Origin of the sequence: Chlamydia serpentis (genome assembly GCF_900239945.1) — a bacterium.
Lineage (GTDB): Bacteria > Chlamydiota > Chlamydiia > Chlamydiales > Chlamydiaceae > Chlamydia > Chlamydia serpentis.
Window position 1 is genome coordinate 100,959 of the sequence record NZ_LT993738.1, and the last position, 17,346, is coordinate 118,304.

Here is a 17,346-nt window from a genome sequence, read left to right on the forward strand (position 1 = left end):
AGCATTTGTTATCCAAGTTTATGAAAAGAATTTTAGTGGTTCTAATGTTCTAGGATTTCAAGTACAAATTAAACCCTAATATTGTATATTCCTGCAAGTATCCTCCTCCTTGGATAGATTGAGTTAAATATAAAAAAAATTTCAATAATTCTTCAGAAGAAAAGTTTAAAAATCTAATGATAAAACGTACTTTTGATTGAATAGAAAATAGGGCAGCATGATCACACGTACTAAAATTATTTGTACCATAGGGCCAGCAACAAACAGTCCAGAAATGTTAGTAAAGCTTCTAGATGCTGGGATGAACGTAGCAAGATTAAATTTCAGTCATGGGACCCATCAAGCTCATGGACAAACTATCAAAAATTTACAAGAATTAAGGGAACAAAAGCGTGTTCCTTTAGCTATCATGTTAGATACTAAAGGGCCTGAAATTCGTTTAGGGAATATTCCTAATTCGATTTCCGTTTCTCGAGGACAAAAACTTATTCTTGTAAACACGGATATCGATGGATCTGCCCAAGGGGGAGTTTCTCTTTATCCTAAGGGGATATTTCCCTTTGTTCCTGAAGGTGCTGATGTTTTAATAGATGACGGCTATATTCATGCTGTTGTTGTTTCTTCAGACAGTGATTCCCTAGAATTAGAATTTATGAACAGCGGTGTTCTTAAATCCTATAAATCTGTAAGTATTCGTGGTGTTGATGTTGCCTTGCCATTTATGACAGAAAAAGACATAGCTGATCTGAAATTTGGTGTAGAACAGGGTATTGATGTGGTGGCAGCATCTTTTGTCCGCTATGGTGAAGACATTGAAACTATGCGCAAGTGTTTGGCAGATCTAGGTAATCCTAAAATGCCTATTATTGCGAAAATAGAAAATCGCTTGGGAGTAGAAAATTTTTCTAAAATTGCCAACCTCGCAGATGGAATTATGATTGCTAGAGGAGACTTAGGTATTGAGCTTTCTGTTGTTGAAGTTCCAAATTTACAAAAAATGATGGCTAGAGTCTCTAGAGAGACCGGTCGTTTCTGTGTTACTGCAACACAGATGCTAGAATCTATGATTCGAAATGTCTTACCTACACGTGCTGAAGTCTCTGATATTGCTAATGCAATTTATGATGGTTCTTCAGCAGTGATGTTATCCGGGGAAACTGCAACAGGTGAGAATCCCATAGCTGCTGTGAAGATTATGCGTTCTGTAATTTTTGAAACTGAAAAGAATCTTTCATATGATTTTTTCTTACAATTGGATGATACTAAAAGCGCCGTTCAAGTTTCTCCTTATCTCTCTTCTATTGGATTGGCAGCTATTCAAATTGCAGAGAAAGCAGATGCCAAAGCTCTTATTGTTTATACTGAATCAGGAAGCTCTCCAATGTTCCTTTCTAAATATCGTCCTAGATTCCCGATCATTGCAGTAACTCCAAACTCTTCTGTCTATTACCGCCTAGCGTTGGAATGGGGAATTTATCCTATGCTTACCCAGGAAAGTGAGAGAACCGTCTGGAGACATCAGGCCTGCGTTTATGGTATAGAACAAGGTATTCTTGCTAATTATGATAAAATTCTTGTCTTGAGTAGAGGAGCAGGTATGGAAGAAACAAATAACCTTACTTTGACAATTGTGAATGATATTTTAACTGGGTCCGAATTTTCTCAGATCTAAAGTGTAGAGGAAGATTATCGACAACTTCTTTTCAACCACTTTTTTTGCTACCTAGTTAGGATTTTTAGCATAAAAGATTCTCAAAGAATTCTCTAAGGGAGCCTTAGGATTATCCAAAATTTTTTCTAGAAATTTTTTAGAGTAAATAGTACGAGAACCTGTTTTTTTGAAATGTCTATATAAATGTTTGAGGTTATTATTCAGATCAAAGATAGCGGGGTAACAATTAGGTAGTGCTAGAAGATCTTGATCATTTTTGAAGTGCAAAAAGGAATATGTGGATAAGGTTTCTTCTAGTTTTTCAAGATTATCAGCGTTTTTGAAAGCTAGACTGAGAGTTGCTCCTGAAAAGCATTTTGCGAGAGCTTTAAGGAAAGGAAGATGTGTGGAGGCTTGATCTACAATGACTAAAATATGGCTATAGCGGTATTTTTTTTTTATTAAATTAGAGATTTTCCTTTTCCACCTCTTATGAATCCACATCCATTGTTCGGGATGACTGGCAATACCTTTTTCTAAGAATCCCATCATTTGATCCATAAGGATACTTACAGATTCTTTCATAGGGAGGCTCTTATTGGCATACAACTTTGTACTGGGGATAATTTGAAAACCTTTAGATTGACGGTAAACACTAATAGCAATAACAGGGAGTCCTGTTTTATAAGCTAACAGGGCTGGTGATGTTGTTGTGAATGCTGGAGAACCAAATAAAGGATAGGTATATGGAGATGTTAATAAAGCTTGGTCTCCAACAATCCCTACAAATTGCCCTTTATTCAAGGCTTCTATCCCTTGTTGGATTCCGTGTTTTGGAGGCACAATCTTACCTTTAAAGACCTCCCTAAGAGAAAAGATTTTCTTGCTAAGCCTTTGATTTTTTATTGGTTTTGCAAAGGCTATTCCAGGATGGTTTTTAGTGATATAAAGGAAAGGCAGCTCCCAGTTTGCTTGATGACCACAAAATAAAATTAGCCCTTGACTTTCATTGAGCTGCTTAAAAGTTAGCTCTAATTCTTCATCAGATATCAGTTCTTTCGGAGAAAAGCCTTCAGGATTTATTGAAGAGGTAGCAATAGTAATTAGTTCATCTATATTTTTAACAAACTTTTCCATTGCTAGCAATTCTAAGACTGTGATTACAACGTGTTGCAAAGATTCACGAGCTATTTTATAACGCTCATTGAAAGGTTTTTGGGGAAATGCTAAGGCTAAGTTAGTGAGAGCTGTTTTGCGATAATCTTTGATTGTATAAAAAGCTATAGAACCAAGACTTTTTCCTAGGCTTCTTAAAAAGGAAGTAGGAATGCGCTTACATATAGCAATAATACCCGACACTAAATAATAAAGAGGTGCCTCTAAAATAGTTCTCTTGATTTCGCGAAATATTTGTCCCACAGGTTATCTTAGCTTTTTACAGCACACATTAATTGTTTTGGATATGTTTTTTTGCTGAGAAGCATCCTGCAGCAAAGAACATAGATAATAACGCTATTCCAACTAAAACAAATCCTGCTAGAACATTACTCATTCCTAATGTAGTTCCAGAAGCCCCTAAGACTCCAGTACAAATCAGAATCACAAGTATGAAACAAACAATAGCAGTAAGAGCTAAAAGTCCTGCAGAAATTTTTGCTACCCTTGCCTTAAGCGATGAATCATTTGAACAACAGCATGCTGTACTAATAGCTGCTTCAAACCCAAGCCCTAGACAGTCTACTAAGCACATAAATCTTTCCTTAATTAAATTTTATAATCGGAATCAATTACCAATCTTTTTTATATAATTTAGTTGTTTCTTTTCTTTTAGTTTGAATAATAACTTTATTGTTTTTAATTTCTGCAGCAAGATTTAAAGGCTCACCATCAGCTGTAAATAGGCCAAGTTTCCTTAGATATTCTCGGAATCTATGACGAATTCCGGCTTCATCAATAAGCGCCATGTCATGTAAGATCCCATGTTCTTGAGCTATAATAGTCTTAAGGAAAGTATTTTCTAAAGTTTTTTCATCTAAGAATTCTATAGCCCAGTTGATAGGAGATAGATCATGTGGAGAAGACATCACGATAGTTAAAGCCATGTTGTTCTTTACAACATCTAAGAATTGTCGGCTGACATCTTTCACATACAGAGGAATATTTATTTGATAGATTCCATGATTAAGAATAATAGGAGGTACTGGATCTAAAGTATATTCTAGAGGGTTGATCGTTTCGATGAGGGTAATAGGGAAGAATAGAAAAATTGGTAAATTTAAGTTTAGGGGAAGACATTCCTGTTTTAGGAATAGGAGACGCAGAAAATCTGCTTGAGGATCATTAAGATTTACATAAGTATTTTCGAACGGAATTAAAACTTTTTTCCATTCCTTGGGAATAGGAAAAATAATCTCGTCATGACTTCCTTGAGCAATACGATTTCTTTCTAGTTCTTCAAACGAGATTTTGTTCAAATTAAAAGTTAATTCTAGGCCCTGCTCTTTCAAAGCATTTACATATTCTTTAGGACCGCTTACTTTTTGATTTAGGTATTTTGGCCAGACATCTAGATATTCGTATCCTTTCGGGGGACTGCCTATTGGTTTTGTTATTGTCAATAAAACGTCTTCTGTGATGTATTGTGTAAGTCGAACAAAAATATCATTGGCATCGACACTTTGGATATCTTTCCGTATGTTAATTTCATGATCTATAGTTACAAGATTGTGTTTATCTATAGTAGCAATCCAACTTTCTGTGTGATTTGCTGCACTAATTACAACTTCTAAATTTGAAGGGCGAAGATCTTCGACAGTATTTTTATTCCCTGTGATTGTTAATGATACCTTTTTATTAAGGAAACCAGTTTTCTGTAGTCCAAGAACGGTTTGGTCTGGATGTAAGTCTACAATACGAACAGGGACATTTGTCAGTGTTCGTGTGATTGTAACACTTTGTCCTACTAGAATCCAAATGATAATGGCAAACCCTAAGGAAACAACTTTTCTAGGCCAATTGCGAATAAAGAGTTGAGATAAGAATTTTATCTTCATTTCCAAATCCAAGAAAATAAAGGTTTTTGTTTATGTTCTTTCGGAGAGAGAATGCTTCGCAATACTGCTTTGAATCTATCTATTTTTACTCCTCGTGTTAAAAGGCCATCTCTAGATAAAGACACATTTCCATTTTCTTCAGACACTGTGATAATCAGTGCATCTGAACGTTGGCTAGCTCCTAGAGCAGCTCTGTGTCTGGTCCCCATAGATCTAGAGAGTTGTGTTGTATCATGAGCAAGAGGAAGAACCACACGAGCATAGGCTAGAATATCTCCTCTTAAGATCACTGCGCCATCGTGTAGAGGGGACGAAGGTTCAAAAATTGTTTCTAAAAGTTCTTCAGAAAAAGTTGCATTGATTTTCACTGATGAGAAACTTAGGTATTCGTCAAAAGAATCTTTATTTTCTAAAACAACAAGAGCTCCAATTTGACGTTCTGATAATTGATAAATACTTGCAGCCAATTGTTCTACAAACTGTTCTTGAGTGTCTATAAAAAATTTTTTGCCATGAAAACGTATACGAGATAAGGCAAGGCGTATTTCAGGTTGGAAAATAATAAAGACCACAATAGCAGCAACATTAACTACGTGGAGCATAAGTCTCCGGATAATGGGGAGATTGAGTTTATCAGCTAGGACAAATAGAAAAAGAAAGGCTAGCAAGCCAAAAACAACATCCATAGCTCGAGTTCCCCAGAAAAATTTTAATAGGTAGTTGAGCATTACCCAAATTAAAATGATTTCTAAAAGAGGGGTTGTATAGTAAGTTATATCAAAGGGCATAGTTTTACTAGGTCTTTGGGTAGTATACTTCAACAAGTAGTACGGAAAGTACGGCTATTAATCCTGGGGAATATAACCTATATCTTAGCATACGAACAAAAAGGTTAACAGCAAAGTATTTTATAGTTGCAATACTTTGTTTCATCGTTCACATTACAATTTCTAATTTTACATATAGTTCTGGAAGTTTATGGACGCGGTCATCTTATCTAGAATACAGTTTGGGTTGTTTATAGCTTTTCATTACCTTTTTGTGCCTCTCAGTATGGGATTGAGCATGATGCTTGTAATTATGGAAGGATTCTATTTGGTCACAAAAAAGAAAGTATATGAGCAAATGACTTGGTTTTGGGTCGGGATTTTTGCCTTGACGTTTGTTCTTGGAGTCGTTACAGGAATTATGCAGATATTTTCCTTTGGTTCTAATTGGGCAAACTTTTCTGAATATACAGGAAACATTTTTGGTACTTTATTAGGCAGTGAGGGTGTTTTTGCATTTTTCCTAGAATCAGGATTTTTAGGTATTTTACTTTTTGGTCGGTATAAGGTCTCTAAGAAAATGCATTTCTTTGCTACATGTATGGTAGCTTTGGGTGCTCATATGAGCGCCTTCTGGATTATTTGTGCTAATTCCTGGATGCAAACTCCTTCAGGCTATGAAATGGTAATGCATAATGGAAAGCTGATTCCTGCTTTAACTTCCTTCTGGAAGGTTGTTTTCTCTCCAACAACTATTGATCGCTTTATTCATGCAGTCTTAGGGACTTGGCTTTCTGGAATTTTCCTGGTTATAGGTGTATCTGCCTACTATTTATGGAAAAAACGTCATGATGAATTCGCTAAAAAGGGGATAAAATTAGGGTCGATTTGTGCAGCTATAGTCTTAGTTTTGCAACTTTGGTCTGCAGATGTAACTGCAAGGGGAGTTGCTAAAAATCAGCCTGCTAAGTTAGCTGCTTTTGAAGGCATATTTAAAACCAAAGAATATACTCCTATATGGGGATTTGGTTATGTAGATATGGAGAAGGAGCATGTTATAGGATTACCTATTCCAGGGGCTCTTTCTTTTCTTGTTCATAGGAATATTAAAACTCCTGTTACAGGTTTAGATCAAATCCCTAAAGATGAATGGCCTAATGTGCAAGTGGTCTTTCAACTCTACCATCTTATGGTCATGTTTTGGGGAATTATGATCGTTTTAACTGTACTTGCTTGGTTTGCCTATAAGGAGTGGCGCTGGGCTTTAAAACCTGTTTGTTTAATAATTTTAACTTTCTCTGTACTTGTTCCAGAAATTTGCAATCAATGTGGTTGGTGTGCTGCTGAGATGGGAAGACAGCCATGGGTAGTTCAAGGATTACTAAAAACCAAAGATGCGATTTCGCCGATAGTGCAAGGAAATCAAATTATACAATCTTTGATAATGTTCAGCTTAGTGTTCATCGCTCTTTTGACACTCTTTATTACTATACTTTGTAAAAAAATAAAACGTGGCCCTGAAGAAGAAAATGATCCTAAAGAATTAAAAGTGAAATAGAGGTATTTTTATGGAACTTTCTCTAACTACTCTTTTACCACTGGCCTGGTATATAGTTCTTGGAATTGCTGTCTTTGCTTATTCTTTTGGTGATGGCTTTGATCTAGGGCTTGGGGCTATTTATCTTAAAGTAAAAGCAGATGAAGAGCGTCGGACTCTTCTTAATTCAATTGGACCTGTATGGGATGGCAATGAGGTTTGGTTAATTATCATTGTTGGTGGACTGTTTGCAGGTTTTCCTTCATGCTACGGAACCATTTTGTCTATCTTTTATATGCCTATTTGGACTCTGGTCCTTCTTTATATTTTCAGAGGGTGTTCTCTAGAATTTCGAAGTAAATCAGAATCTATATCTTGGAAAACGTTTTGGGATATCATTTTTGCCTGTTCAGGGATTGCAATAGGGTTTTTCTTGGGGACGATTGTAGGAAATCTTATTCTCGGATTGCCTTTATCCCCAGATACTCCTTATGCTTCGTTGTCATGGGTTTTATTTTTCCGCCCCTATGCAACTTTATGTGGAGCCGTAGTTGCTAGTGCTTTTGCTATTCATGGTGCTTGTTTTGCATTAATGAAGACTTCTGATTCTTTAAACGCTAGGATTGCACAACAATTTCCTTATGTTTTTTCGGCATTTTTAGTGTTTTATGTTTTGCTTTTGGGAGCTAGTTTAATCTCTATTCCAAAACGTTTTGACGCCTTTCCTACCTACCCATTATTGATTTTACTCATCGCTTTAACAACTTGTTGTTGTGTTGCCTCTAGGACTAGCATAGCTAAAAAACGTTATGGCTATGCTTTTATTTATTCTGCATTAAATTTATTAATGCTTATTTTGTCTGCAGTCACCCTAACTTTTCCTAACATTCTTCTCTCTACTATAGATCCTCAATATAGTTATACAATCTATAATAGTGCTGTTGAAACTAAAACATTAAAAAGTCTCTTGATTATAGTGCTGATTGGTCTTCCTTTTATTATAGCTTATGCATGTTATATTTATCGTGTCTTTAGAGGTAAAACAAACTTTCCTTCTATCTATTAAATTTTATTTGCTTAGATGCATGATAAAATAACCCCCATAATTTGATGAAGGTTTTTATTTCAAAAATAAATGATAGAAATTGAAAGAATATAATTATATATTCTGAGAGTTATGCTTTATGAAACTTCTTTAATTCCTATAACATAATAGGCAGGGAAGGCAAAATGGTTGTTAGGACGTGGAAGACATTCTACAGTTACCCGTTTTCCTAGCCATTCCTCTAGGTTGATATTGGTCCCGTAAAGAAAAGCTATAGTATGCTCTTGGTCTTTAAGTAAATAATCACCAGGATTATTCTTAACTAAATGGGGATAAACTTCTAATATACCAACAAGTATTTGTTTTTTCTTCTGTTCAGCACGATAAAACGCTTCTTGTGTTAGTGATTCAGAGCCGTCATTGCTTTGTTGCATACTAGTCCAAATCTTAAACAGCGAATATTCTAGATTTTCTCTTCCCTGCGTAAGAGGGGCTGTTTTTAATGTTGTTTGCTTGCGAATATGACGTGAAAGCAAGGAAGTCCCAACTGTAGGAGAATTAGGAACTGTAGACATAGAATTTTGGCAAATTCCATTCGAAGAGTCTTGAACCTCTAAGGATTTGGAAAGATAAATATCTTGGATTTCTTCTAGAGCTTTTTGTACGAGTCCTTGAATTCCTGGGACATCTTTAAACTCTTCACATTGTACGAGGTTGATCTTTTTATAAATAGCTTCGAGATCAATATCACTAAGATTTTTCTCTAGTTCTATACGAGCAAAGTCTAAAGCAGCATTGATAAGATCTAAGGCTATTTTCTTTTGCCCTTCACGCTGGGTGTAGAGTTCAATAGGTCCTTTGTTGGTTACAAAGTTTTTTGCAACATAGAATGCACATTGAGATGGTAGGACAATTTCCAACCACTTACCTTGCGGGGTACTTGATGTTGTTTGTATTTCCGTCCCTCGAGAGAGTCGTACGAGTACAGGGGCTGATGTTGAAGGTTCTAAACGGACATTGACATGCTCACCTTCAATAATATTATCTATAACAAACGAGCGGAATACATAACCTGTCATTCCTGGAGGTGGAGAAATGAGATAATAATCTTTATTTTCTCCAATTACAGCAACAAGATCACCTTTGGAGAACTCTCTAATAATTGTACCGTCAGTATGAGGTGCTAAACGCATCCGCACATGATTTCCCTTGATTTCTCCAGTAAATGAACAGAGTGGTTGTTCTAAGAACAATGGCGATTGGGGGTCGGCAGCATGAATAGCTGTCGATTTTATTGCAGTTCCTAAAGCTAAAAGAAGCATAGAAATCTGGAGCATTCTCATGCTTTTCTCCTACAAATATATTTCGGCTAACTGTTGGTTAAAAACGTCCCTTATAGTCAAAAGGAGATCAACCCCTAGAAAAAGAATTATATTAACTTAGAGGAAAAAGTCAATCGGGTTGCCAAAAGCTTAATAAGAATTTTGTTATATTAAGTATATAAAACTGCTTTTATATGTTCGCAGTTAGATTCGCCACAAGTACATCCAATTGGTGAGCCTAAATAAACACTAAACTGCTCGCTAGGATTCAGAGGGTTAGTGACGAGGTATAGCTTATCACCACTTTGAATGATGTCCCAGGTGCGAAAAGAAAGATCTTTATCAGAAACAGTAAAATGGTCTTCTTCATAGATGACCCTTCCAATTTGACAGTGCATGCAATTACAATGAGGCTCTGGTTTGGGTAAAAGGGTTGTGTTGTTTCCTGAAAGTAGACGAACTACATCTGCCATTTTTTCTAACACATCGGCAGGAGCATCTGGATGATCTTTATGTTCTGGGGTATGTTGCAATACAGCTTCAATGGGATTAGCTCCAGAAAATAGGGGAGAAATTAGATTTTTAGGCAACACTTGAATATCGTTACCCTTAGTTATTTGTTGTAATACGTTCATAAGAACCCCTAGCCCTAATTTATCATCATCACGGTTGAACTCATCTTTACTTGGTTGGCAAGTTTCCAGGTATAAAAGGTGTTCCTGAAAAGCCATATCAATAATCGATTGATCCAAATTCGGAATAGAAATAACTTTTCCATCTATAAGATGGAGTTTCAGTGTTCCTTGACTTTTGTTATCATCTTCTTGGGATTCAATAAATGCAATTTGACTCCATCTCGCTGAGATAAACGGGGGAATACAAATCAGTTGATTATTAATTTTGACTTTCATAGTGGCCTTAAGTGGGTAAACCTATCTTAGGGATTTGACATCATTCTAAAGCGAAGTCTTTTTTTTGACAATAAATTAGCAATAGGTCCTTTTGATTGCTAAATCTTTTTGCAAGACCTTCATTGTGTAAATATATTTTTTATTTGGAACGTATTTTTTTTCAATAGTTCCTGATAGAAAAACGAAAGTATGGTAGTTGGAACTTAACAACAAAATACAAGGTCTTTAATGGAAGCAAAGGTTTTCTAAGGAATTTGTATTAGAGTTGGTTTAGGCAAGGATATGCGTATTATAAAGAATACATGTTCATTATATAGAAATGAGAGGGACAAATGAAGAAAACAATGGTCATTGATACAAGTGTGTTCATCTATGATCCTGATGCCCTTCTTTCTTTTGAAAATACCCGAATTATTATTCCGTTCCCAGTGATTGAAGAACTAGAAGCTTTTGGCAAATTTCGCGACGAGTCTGCAAAAAATGCTTCTCGGGCTTTGAGTAATATCCGTTTACTTTTAGAGGCCTCAGATAACAAGGTGACGGAAGGAGTACAGCTACCTAATGGAAGTGAATTACGCATAGAAGTTGCTCCACTTTCTAATGATGATAGACGAAGAAAACTTCTGACTTTAGAATTGCTTAAAATTATTGCCGAACGAGAGCCTATGATTTTTGTTACTAAGAGCTTAGGACGAAGAGTGCGTGCTGAAGCATTGCATATAGAGTCTCGAGATTATGAAAGTAAGCGTTTTTCTTTTCGTTCTTTGTATCGGGGATTTAGAGAATTCAAGGTTTCTGAAAATGACATTGAGAATTTTTATAAGAATGGTTGCTTGGATCTTCCTTTAGATGTGACCCCTTCTCCAAATGAGTATTTCTTTATGTCTGCAGGAGATAATCATTTCGCTTTGGGTAGATATTGCGTAAGTCAAGGAAAGATTATAGCTTTAAAAGCACTTCCTAAAAGTGTTTGGGGAGTAAAACCTTTAAATACAGAACAGCGGTGTGCTTTAGATTTACTTCTTAGAGATGATATAAAGTTAGTTACCCTTATGGGGCAAGCAGGATCTGGAAAAACAATTCTAGCTTTAGCAGCAGCTATGTATAAAGTTTTTGATAAGGAGACTTATAATAAAGTTTTAGTAAGTCGTCCTATAGTTCCTATGGGTAGAGATATAGGTTTCCTTCCTGGATTAAAGGAAGATAAACTTATGCACTGGATGCAGCCTATATATGATAATATGGAGTTCTTGTTTAGCATCAATCAAATGGGTGGTTTTTCAGAAGCTCTCCAAGCTCTTATGGATGCTAAAAAGTTGGAAATGGAAGCTCTTACCTATATTCGAGGGCGCTCTCTGCCGAAAGCTTTTATAATTATCGATGAAGCTCAAAACCTCACTCCTCATGAAATAAAAACTATCATCTCAAGAGCTGGGAAGGGAACTAAGATTATTCTTACAGGAGATCCTACACAAATCGATAGTTTATATTTTGATGAAAATTCTAATGGGTTAACTTACCTTGTTGGCAAATTCCATCACTTAGCATTATATGGACATATGTTTATGACGCGTACAGAGCGTTCGGAACTCGCAGCAGCAGCAGCAACTATTTTATAATTGCTAGGTCTAAGGAGCGAAAGTGAGTAGGTTCTCTTTTTATAGGAAAGCTTTTAGTGTTTCGATTGGAGCTTTGATAACTAGTTGTTCTCTTGGGCAGGCATGATATCAGGTAGACCGGTGTTTACGAGAACAATTACTCTTTTTTGTGTTTGATTTTCATACTCTTTTCCAAATTCTTGCATAGCGGCGACAAGAGCAAGTTTTACAGTGTCCATCCATTCTTTATATACGTTATTCATTGGATTATGTGGATCTTGCTTATTTTGAAGAGGAGCAAAGTGTTCAGAGGAAATCAGGGGAAGTTGTAAATAAGTTACATTTAGTTGTAGAGCTAGTTTAAAGCAGTTCAAATATGCTTTTTTACATAAAGAAAAGGCTTTTTTACAATTATTGTTATAGTCCCTAGCCTTAGGACCAAGGAGTTGCGCTAGGTAATGGGGTTTTCCTTTCTGACCGGTATGCGTTGATCCATCAGCATTTGACCATTGCCCCACACGACATTCGCTTATCTCAAGAGGCATACCTTTGCGTCCAGGATTTGCAGGTATCTGTGAACTATTCCAAGAAGCTGCACTTACTGTTTGTGATAGAATTTTATTTGTTCCTTTTAGTCCTCCTCGAGTCATTTTCGCATTAGCTGCGTTTACAATCATGAAGGATGCACTATTTGTGGCAAAACAAGGCTGTTCAATACTCCCTGTTGTAGATATGAAAATAAGTTTAGAGTTATTCAGTTGCCAGCCGAAGCTTCTCTGATTCTTTTGTGTTGGAGGCCATGGGAATGGTTCTTCCAACGGTGTCCAGTTATTAATCAGCTCTCTGTTATATTGAGGATAGGTAAGTGGAATGGGACTTGGTGGTGGCTTTTTATTTAAGGTTGGGGATGAGTTTATATTTCCAGGTGAAATTGCACGCTCAGATATAAAAGGTGATTTTGGGATTGGCGAAATTTTCTGGGGTTTGGGAAGTACAACGGTTGGTTTCGGTGAGGAATCAGTAGGAAATACTGAATCTATCTGCTTGCCTACGTCTAAAATTATTGGCTCAGGAGATAAGGGTGTTTGAAGTTCTTTTGGAGGATTACAGCAAGTACATCGGATAAAGAGTCGAACAATCTTAATAATTCCTAAAACCAAGTAATAAAGTGCTTTGATGCCGAAAATTTCTAGCCACGCCATTTTCTTCATTTGGGGTAGCTCATGATGAATCTCTGGACAAGGAAATGTTTTACAGGTTGGCAAAAAATTATTTGTGATTGTAACCATAGAAGTTTGAAACGAGTTGATACCTTTTAAGATTCGAATACCCGTGAAAGTACTAAGAATAGGAATCCAACTCGCAATGCGTTCTAAATATGAACGGTTTAGGGGGTTAATCAAAGGGATATTTTTTAGTTTTCCTGAGTTATAACCTTGACGATCATGGTAATGATTAAGTATGAAAATTTTTTGATTAGTAATACTCATGTGGTTCGTTGAAACGAGAGATTTGTTTTGTAGTATTGGAATATTATTTTGTTTTTCTTATTTATTTTCTAACTAAAATTGAAAATATACAGATCTATTTTTAATAAATATTTTAATTTTTGCGATGATCTTACATGTATTAGGAGTGGCAAAATTTTTTATTGAGACGACCTTCTCAAATACCCTCTAGTGCCCTATTGACAGCAACAGGTATTTAAAAGAAACGAATAGCTAAAATGATGGAGGTGGAGAGACTCGAACTCTCGTCCTTGATAAACTCCCTGCTAATCTCTACATGCTTATCTTCTAGAAATTTTCATTGAACTCCCTTAGCTAGAAGCCTCTATAGTAGTCAACGACTCTCAGAAATCTCGAACAAACATCCTTGAGAATTAGAGAAAGTATGTTCCAACCAGATAAATGACAGTATTCTGCGAACCTCTGGTGGAGCTCACAGATACCGGGTTACCTAGAGAGTATCTAGGTAACAACTTTTGCTAATTAAGCAGCAAGTCTTTCCTCAGTGAGGTCAGCGAAGCTGATAATTTCGCATTCAGCCTTAGGTTCGGCATTTATTGTTTTGTCGGCTTTTTAGGAGGCCAGCCAACGCCCTCCGCATGCAATTAACACTTCATTTTCAAGTCGAAACCTATACACCCCCAGAAAGCATTGTAAAAGCTTGCTAGCTTTTATCCAATCACGATATTTCGGTCAAGTCCTAAGGCTTCTCTTTCAATCCATAGAGAGGAGGGTTATGGACGAAAACCTAAAAAACCTCTATTCTAAATGTATTTTTATATCAAAATGTTCTGAAGGACAAAGCATGATTACGGATGGAGCGAAGAAGAGTAACTTTGTAGAAACAGAAGAACAGGTTTTGAAATTTTGGAGAGACAATAAAATTTTTGAGAAATCCTTAAAAAATCGTGAAGGAAAAACTCTTTATTCTTTCTATGATGGTCCTCCTTTTGCTACAGGTCTTCCGCATTATGGGCACTTATTGGCAAGTACAATTAAGGATGTAGTTGGACGTTACGCAACTATGAACGGTTTTTATGTGCCCCGCCGTTTTGGCTGGGATTGTCATGGCGTTCCTGTAGAATATGAAGTAGAAAAATCTCTTGGCTTAACATCTCCTGGATCAATTGAAGAGTTTGGTATAGCAAATTTTAACGAAGAATGTCGTAAAATTGTATTTAGGTATGTCGCTGATTGGGAAAGCTATGTTAATCGTATAGGGCGTTGGGTGGATTTTTCCTCTACTTGGAAAACTATGGACGCCTCTTTTATGGAGAGTGTTTGGTGGGTTTTTAAATCTTTATACAACCAAGGTTTAGTTTATGAAGGTATAAAAGTTGTTCCTTTTTCAACGGCACTAGGAACCCCTCTCTCTAATTTTGAAGCGAGTCAGAATTATAAAGAGGTTGACGATCCCTCTGTTGTGGTCAAAATGCCTCTTCATAATGATTCAGCATCTCTTCTTGTTTGGACTACGACTCCATGGACCTTGCCTTCTAATATGGCTATAGCTGTCGGGATGGACCTCATTTATGTTCGTATTCAAGATAAAAAAAGTGGGGAGCAGTGGATTTTAAGTCAAGGATGCCTTCCTCGTTGGTTTCTGGATCAAGAGGAGTTTGTGATTTTAGAGGCTTTTTCTGGAAAAGATCTTGTTGGCAGAACGTATGAACCTTTGTTTACTGTTTTTCAATCCAAACAAGAGGAGGGTGCTTTTCGTATAATTGCAGCGCCCTTTATTGAAGAGAGTGAGGGAACAGGAGTGGTACATATGGCTCCAGCTTTTGGTGAAGCAGACTTTTTAGTTTGTAAAGAAAATAATATTCCCTTGGTCTGCCCTATAGATGCTCATGGAAATTTTACTGAGGAGGTTCCTCAATATCAAGGGGAGTACATTAAAAAAGCAGATAAGGGAATCATTAAGTCTTTAAAAAATGAAGGGAGAATCTTTTATCATGGAACTTTAAAACACCGCTATCCTTTTTGCTGGAGAACAGACACACCTTTGATTTACAAAGCTGTTAACTCTTGGTTTGTATCTGTAGAAAAGATAAAAGATAAGATGCTCTGTGCTAATAAGACTATTCATTGGGTTCCAGAACATATTCAAGAAGGGCGTTTTGGCAAGTGGTTAGAAGGAGCTCGTGATTGGGCTGTTAGTAGGAATCGTTATTGGGGAACACCAATGCCGATTTGGAAAAGTGCTGATGGTGAAGTTCTTGTTTTAGGATCTATTCAAGAGCTTGAAGAGCTTGTAGGCACTGAAATTGAGGATATCCATAGGCATTTTATTGATGATTTAAAGATTGTAAAGGATGGTAAATCTTTCTACCGTGTTCCTTATGTATTTGACTGTTGGTTTGATTCTGGAGCTATGCCCTATGCTCAGAATCATTATCCTTTTGAGAATCAAAAGGAAACTGAGCAAGGATTCCCAGCAGACTTTATTGCAGAAGGTTTAGATCAGACTCGAGGGTGGTTCTATACTCTTACAGTTATTGCTGTAGCTTTATTTGATCGTCCTGCATTCCGTAACGCTATTGTCAATGGGATTGTTCTTGCGGAAGACGGAAATAAAATGTCGAAACGTTTAAATAATTACCCGAGTCCTAAATATGTTCTGGATACCTTTGGGGCTGATGCTCTCAGGTTATACTTACTTCATAGTGTTGTTGTAAAAGCTGAGGATCTTCGCTTTTCTGATAACGGGATAGAGGGTATTTTGAAGAAAATTCTTATTCCTCTTAATAGTGTACTTTCTTTTTTTAAAACGTATGCGGAACTTTATAATTTTGATATCGAATCACAAGACCAGCCTATTTATGCAGAAATTGATAAATGGATTCTATCCAATTTATACACTGTTGTAGGTAAAGTGCGTGAAAGCATGAGTCAATATCATTTAAACTTTGCTGTAGAGCCTTTTGTAACGTTTATTGATGATTTGACTAACTGGTATATACGTCGTTCTCGTAGACGTTTTTGGGAAGCTTGTGATACTCCTGACCGTAGAGCTGCGTTTTGTACTTTGTATGAAGTGCTTACAGTTTTTTGTAAACTAATAGCTCCTTTTATTCCTTTTATTGCTGAGGATATCTACCAAAAGTTAAAGTTAGATAAAGAACCAGAATCCGTACATCTTTGTGATTTTCCGGAAGTACAGATGTATAAAGTGTTTCCTGATTTAGAACAGCGTATGTGTGATATTCGAGAGATTGTAGCTTTAGGCCATTCTTTACGAAAAGAACATAAATTAAAGGTTCGTCAGCCCTTAGGATGCTTTTATCTTGTTGGACCTCAACCTCGAATAAACTCCTTGTTAACATTTAAAGAACTTATCGCCGAAGAATTAAATGTAAAGAATGTGATCTTCTATCAAGAAACTCCAAGTTTTATTCATACTAAAATAAAACCCAATTTTCGTACGTTAGGTAAAAAAGTTGGATCTAAGATGAAAGAAATCCAACAAGCTCTTAGTGAACTTTCAGCAACAGGTATAGATCAGCTGATTCAGGGAAAGGTATGTATCCTAAACATTGATGGGAAAGAAATAACCCTAGATTCTGACGACGTAGTGATTTGTCGTGATACAGATCCTGGATATATTGCTCGTAGCTCATCTATGTTTAGTGTGATTTTAGACTGCCAATTAACAGAACCTCTGATAGTTGAAGGGATAGCTCGAGAATTAGTCAATAAAATTAATACGATGCGTCGCAATCAACAACTTCATGTCTCTGACCGTATTACATTAAAAATGAAGACTTCAGAGGTTGTTCAAGATGCTTTTCAGCATTATAAAGACTACATTTGTGAAGAAACACTGATTGTAGGGTATGAATTCTTGCAAGATTCTGATTTTCAGAGTGTAGCATGGGACATCAATGGACATGCTACACAAATTGAAATTACAGTAAGGTGTATAGATTCTTAGAACATTCTTAGTAAAAATCC

At 36.4% G+C, this 17,346-nt stretch carries 13 protein-coding genes and 1 other RNA gene; 5 read left to right on the top strand and 9 right to left on the bottom strand.

The window, feature by feature from the left end:
* Positions 1-217 precede the first annotated feature (217 nt).
* Positions 218-1,672 (top strand): pyruvate kinase, encoded by a 1,455-nt coding sequence (pyk, locus tag C834KP_RS00380; protein WP_108896251.1) that lies wholly within the window; start codon positions 218-220, stop codon positions 1,670-1,672.
* 51 nt (positions 1,673-1,723) lie between these two features.
* Here pyk and C834KP_RS00385 read toward each other — a convergent pair whose 3' ends face one another.
* Genes C834KP_RS00385 through C834KP_RS05280 form a run of 5 tightly spaced genes read right to left on the bottom strand, consistent with a single transcriptional unit; the run spans position 1,724 to position 5,637 of the window.
* Positions 1,724-3,061: an LpxL/LpxP family acyltransferase gene (locus C834KP_RS00385; RefSeq protein ID WP_420808686.1), complete on the bottom strand. Its 1,338-nt coding sequence runs from the start codon at positions 3,059-3,061 to the stop codon at positions 1,724-1,726.
* Positions 3,062-3,098: 37 nt separating this feature from the next.
* Positions 3,099-3,401, bottom strand: a complete 303-nt coding sequence (locus C834KP_RS00390) for a hypothetical protein (RefSeq protein WP_108896253.1) — start codon at positions 3,399-3,401, stop codon at positions 3,099-3,101.
* 37 nt (positions 3,402-3,438) lie between these two features.
* Positions 3,439-4,716 carry a CdaR family protein gene (locus C834KP_RS00395; RefSeq protein WP_162295471.1) on the bottom strand — a complete coding sequence of 426 codons (1,278 nt, stop codon included), beginning with the start codon at positions 4,714-4,716 and terminating at the stop codon, positions 3,439-3,441.
* Positions 4,701-5,492, bottom strand: coding sequence for a diadenylate cyclase CdaA (gene cdaA, locus C834KP_RS00400; protein WP_108896255.1), 792 nt, complete (start codon positions 5,490-5,492; stop codon positions 4,701-4,703). The genes C834KP_RS00395 and cdaA overlap by 16 nt, the downstream gene beginning before the upstream one ends.
* A 7-nt stretch (positions 5,493-5,499) precedes the next feature.
* The gene (locus tag C834KP_RS05280; RefSeq protein WP_157951040.1) at positions 5,500-5,637 is read right to left on the bottom strand and encodes a hypothetical protein; all 138 of its coding nucleotides are present in this window, start codon (positions 5,635-5,637) and stop codon (positions 5,500-5,502) included.
* A 45-nt stretch (positions 5,638-5,682) separates the two neighbouring features.
* On the opposite strand from C834KP_RS05280, the gene C834KP_RS00405 reads away from it, so the two are divergent.
* Complete coding sequence (locus C834KP_RS00405; protein ID WP_108896256.1) at positions 5,683-7,029, top strand: cytochrome ubiquinol oxidase subunit I; 1,347 nt, start codon at positions 5,683-5,685, stop codon at positions 7,027-7,029.
* Between the two features lie 10 nt (positions 7,030-7,039).
* Positions 7,040-8,074 (top strand): cytochrome d ubiquinol oxidase subunit II, encoded by a 1,035-nt coding sequence (gene cydB / locus C834KP_RS00410; protein ID WP_108896257.1) that lies wholly within the window; start codon positions 7,040-7,042, stop codon positions 8,072-8,074.
* A gap of 116 nt (positions 8,075-8,190) precedes the next feature.
* Here the strand turns inward: cydB and C834KP_RS00415 are convergent, their stop codons facing one another.
* A complete protein-coding gene (locus C834KP_RS00415) occupies positions 8,191-9,396 on the bottom strand; it encodes an SH3 domain-containing protein (protein ID WP_108896258.1) in 1,206 nt (401 codons plus the stop codon).
* Between the two features lie 149 nt (positions 9,397-9,545).
* On the bottom strand, positions 9,546-10,286 hold the full coding sequence (locus C834KP_RS00420; RefSeq protein ID WP_108896259.1) for a hypothetical protein: 741 nt from the start codon (positions 10,284-10,286) through the stop codon (positions 9,546-9,548).
* A gap of 332 nt (positions 10,287-10,618) precedes the next feature.
* Between C834KP_RS00420 and C834KP_RS00425 the strand changes: the two genes are divergently transcribed.
* On the top strand, positions 10,619-11,905 hold the full coding sequence (locus tag C834KP_RS00425; protein ID WP_108896260.1) for a PhoH family protein: 1,287 nt from the start codon (positions 10,619-10,621) through the stop codon (positions 11,903-11,905).
* A gap of 80 nt (positions 11,906-11,985) precedes the next feature.
* On the opposite strand, the gene C834KP_RS05350 is transcribed toward C834KP_RS00425, so the two are convergent.
* The gene (locus C834KP_RS05350; RefSeq protein ID WP_231911689.1) at positions 11,986-13,374 is read right to left on the bottom strand and encodes a macro domain-containing protein; all 1,389 of its coding nucleotides are present in this window, start codon (positions 13,372-13,374) and stop codon (positions 11,986-11,988) included.
* Positions 13,375-13,611: 237 nt separating this feature from the next.
* Positions 13,612-14,035, bottom strand: a transfer-messenger RNA (tmRNA) gene (gene ssrA, locus C834KP_RS00435).
* A gap of 162 nt (positions 14,036-14,197) precedes the next feature.
* Here ssrA and ileS point away from each other — a divergent pair.
* Positions 14,198-17,326, top strand: coding sequence for an isoleucine--tRNA ligase (gene ileS, locus C834KP_RS00440; protein WP_108897109.1), 3,129 nt, complete (start codon positions 14,198-14,200; stop codon positions 17,324-17,326).
* The last annotated feature ends 20 nt before the right edge of the window (positions 17,327-17,346 follow it).

What these genes read in the sequence shown, in the direction of transcription:
- pyk (WP_108896251.1), top strand. Translation starts at nt 218, where the DNA reads ATGATCACACGTACTAAAATTATTTGTACCATAGGGCCAGCAACAAAC.
- C834KP_RS00390 (WP_108896253.1), bottom strand. Translation starts at nt 3,401, where the DNA reads ATGTGCTTAGTAGACTGTCTAGGGCTTGGGTTTGAAGCAGCTATTAGT.
- cdaA (WP_108896255.1), bottom strand. Translation starts at nt 5,492, where the DNA reads ATGCCCTTTGATATAACTTACTATACAACCCCTCTTTTAGAAATCATT.
- C834KP_RS05280 (WP_157951040.1), bottom strand. Translation starts at nt 5,637, where the DNA reads ATGAAACAAAGTATTGCAACTATAAAATACTTTGCTGTTAACCTTTTT.
- C834KP_RS00405 (WP_108896256.1), top strand. Translation starts at nt 5,683, where the DNA reads ATGGACGCGGTCATCTTATCTAGAATACAGTTTGGGTTGTTTATAGCT.
- cydB (WP_108896257.1), top strand. Translation starts at nt 7,040, where the DNA reads ATGGAACTTTCTCTAACTACTCTTTTACCACTGGCCTGGTATATAGTT.
- C834KP_RS00415 (WP_108896258.1), bottom strand. Translation starts at nt 9,396, where the DNA reads ATGAGAATGCTCCAGATTTCTATGCTTCTTTTAGCTTTAGGAACTGCA.
- C834KP_RS00420 (WP_108896259.1), bottom strand. Translation starts at nt 10,286, where the DNA reads ATGAAAGTCAAAATTAATAATCAACTGATTTGTATTCCCCCGTTTATC.
- C834KP_RS00425 (WP_108896260.1), top strand. Translation starts at nt 10,619, where the DNA reads ATGAAGAAAACAATGGTCATTGATACAAGTGTGTTCATCTATGATCCT.
- C834KP_RS05350 (WP_231911689.1), bottom strand. Translation starts at nt 13,374, where the DNA reads ATGAGTATTACTAATCAAAAAATTTTCATACTTAATCATTACCATGAT.
- ileS (WP_108897109.1), top strand. Translation starts at nt 14,198, where the DNA reads ATGATTACGGATGGAGCGAAGAAGAGTAACTTTGTAGAAACAGAAGAA.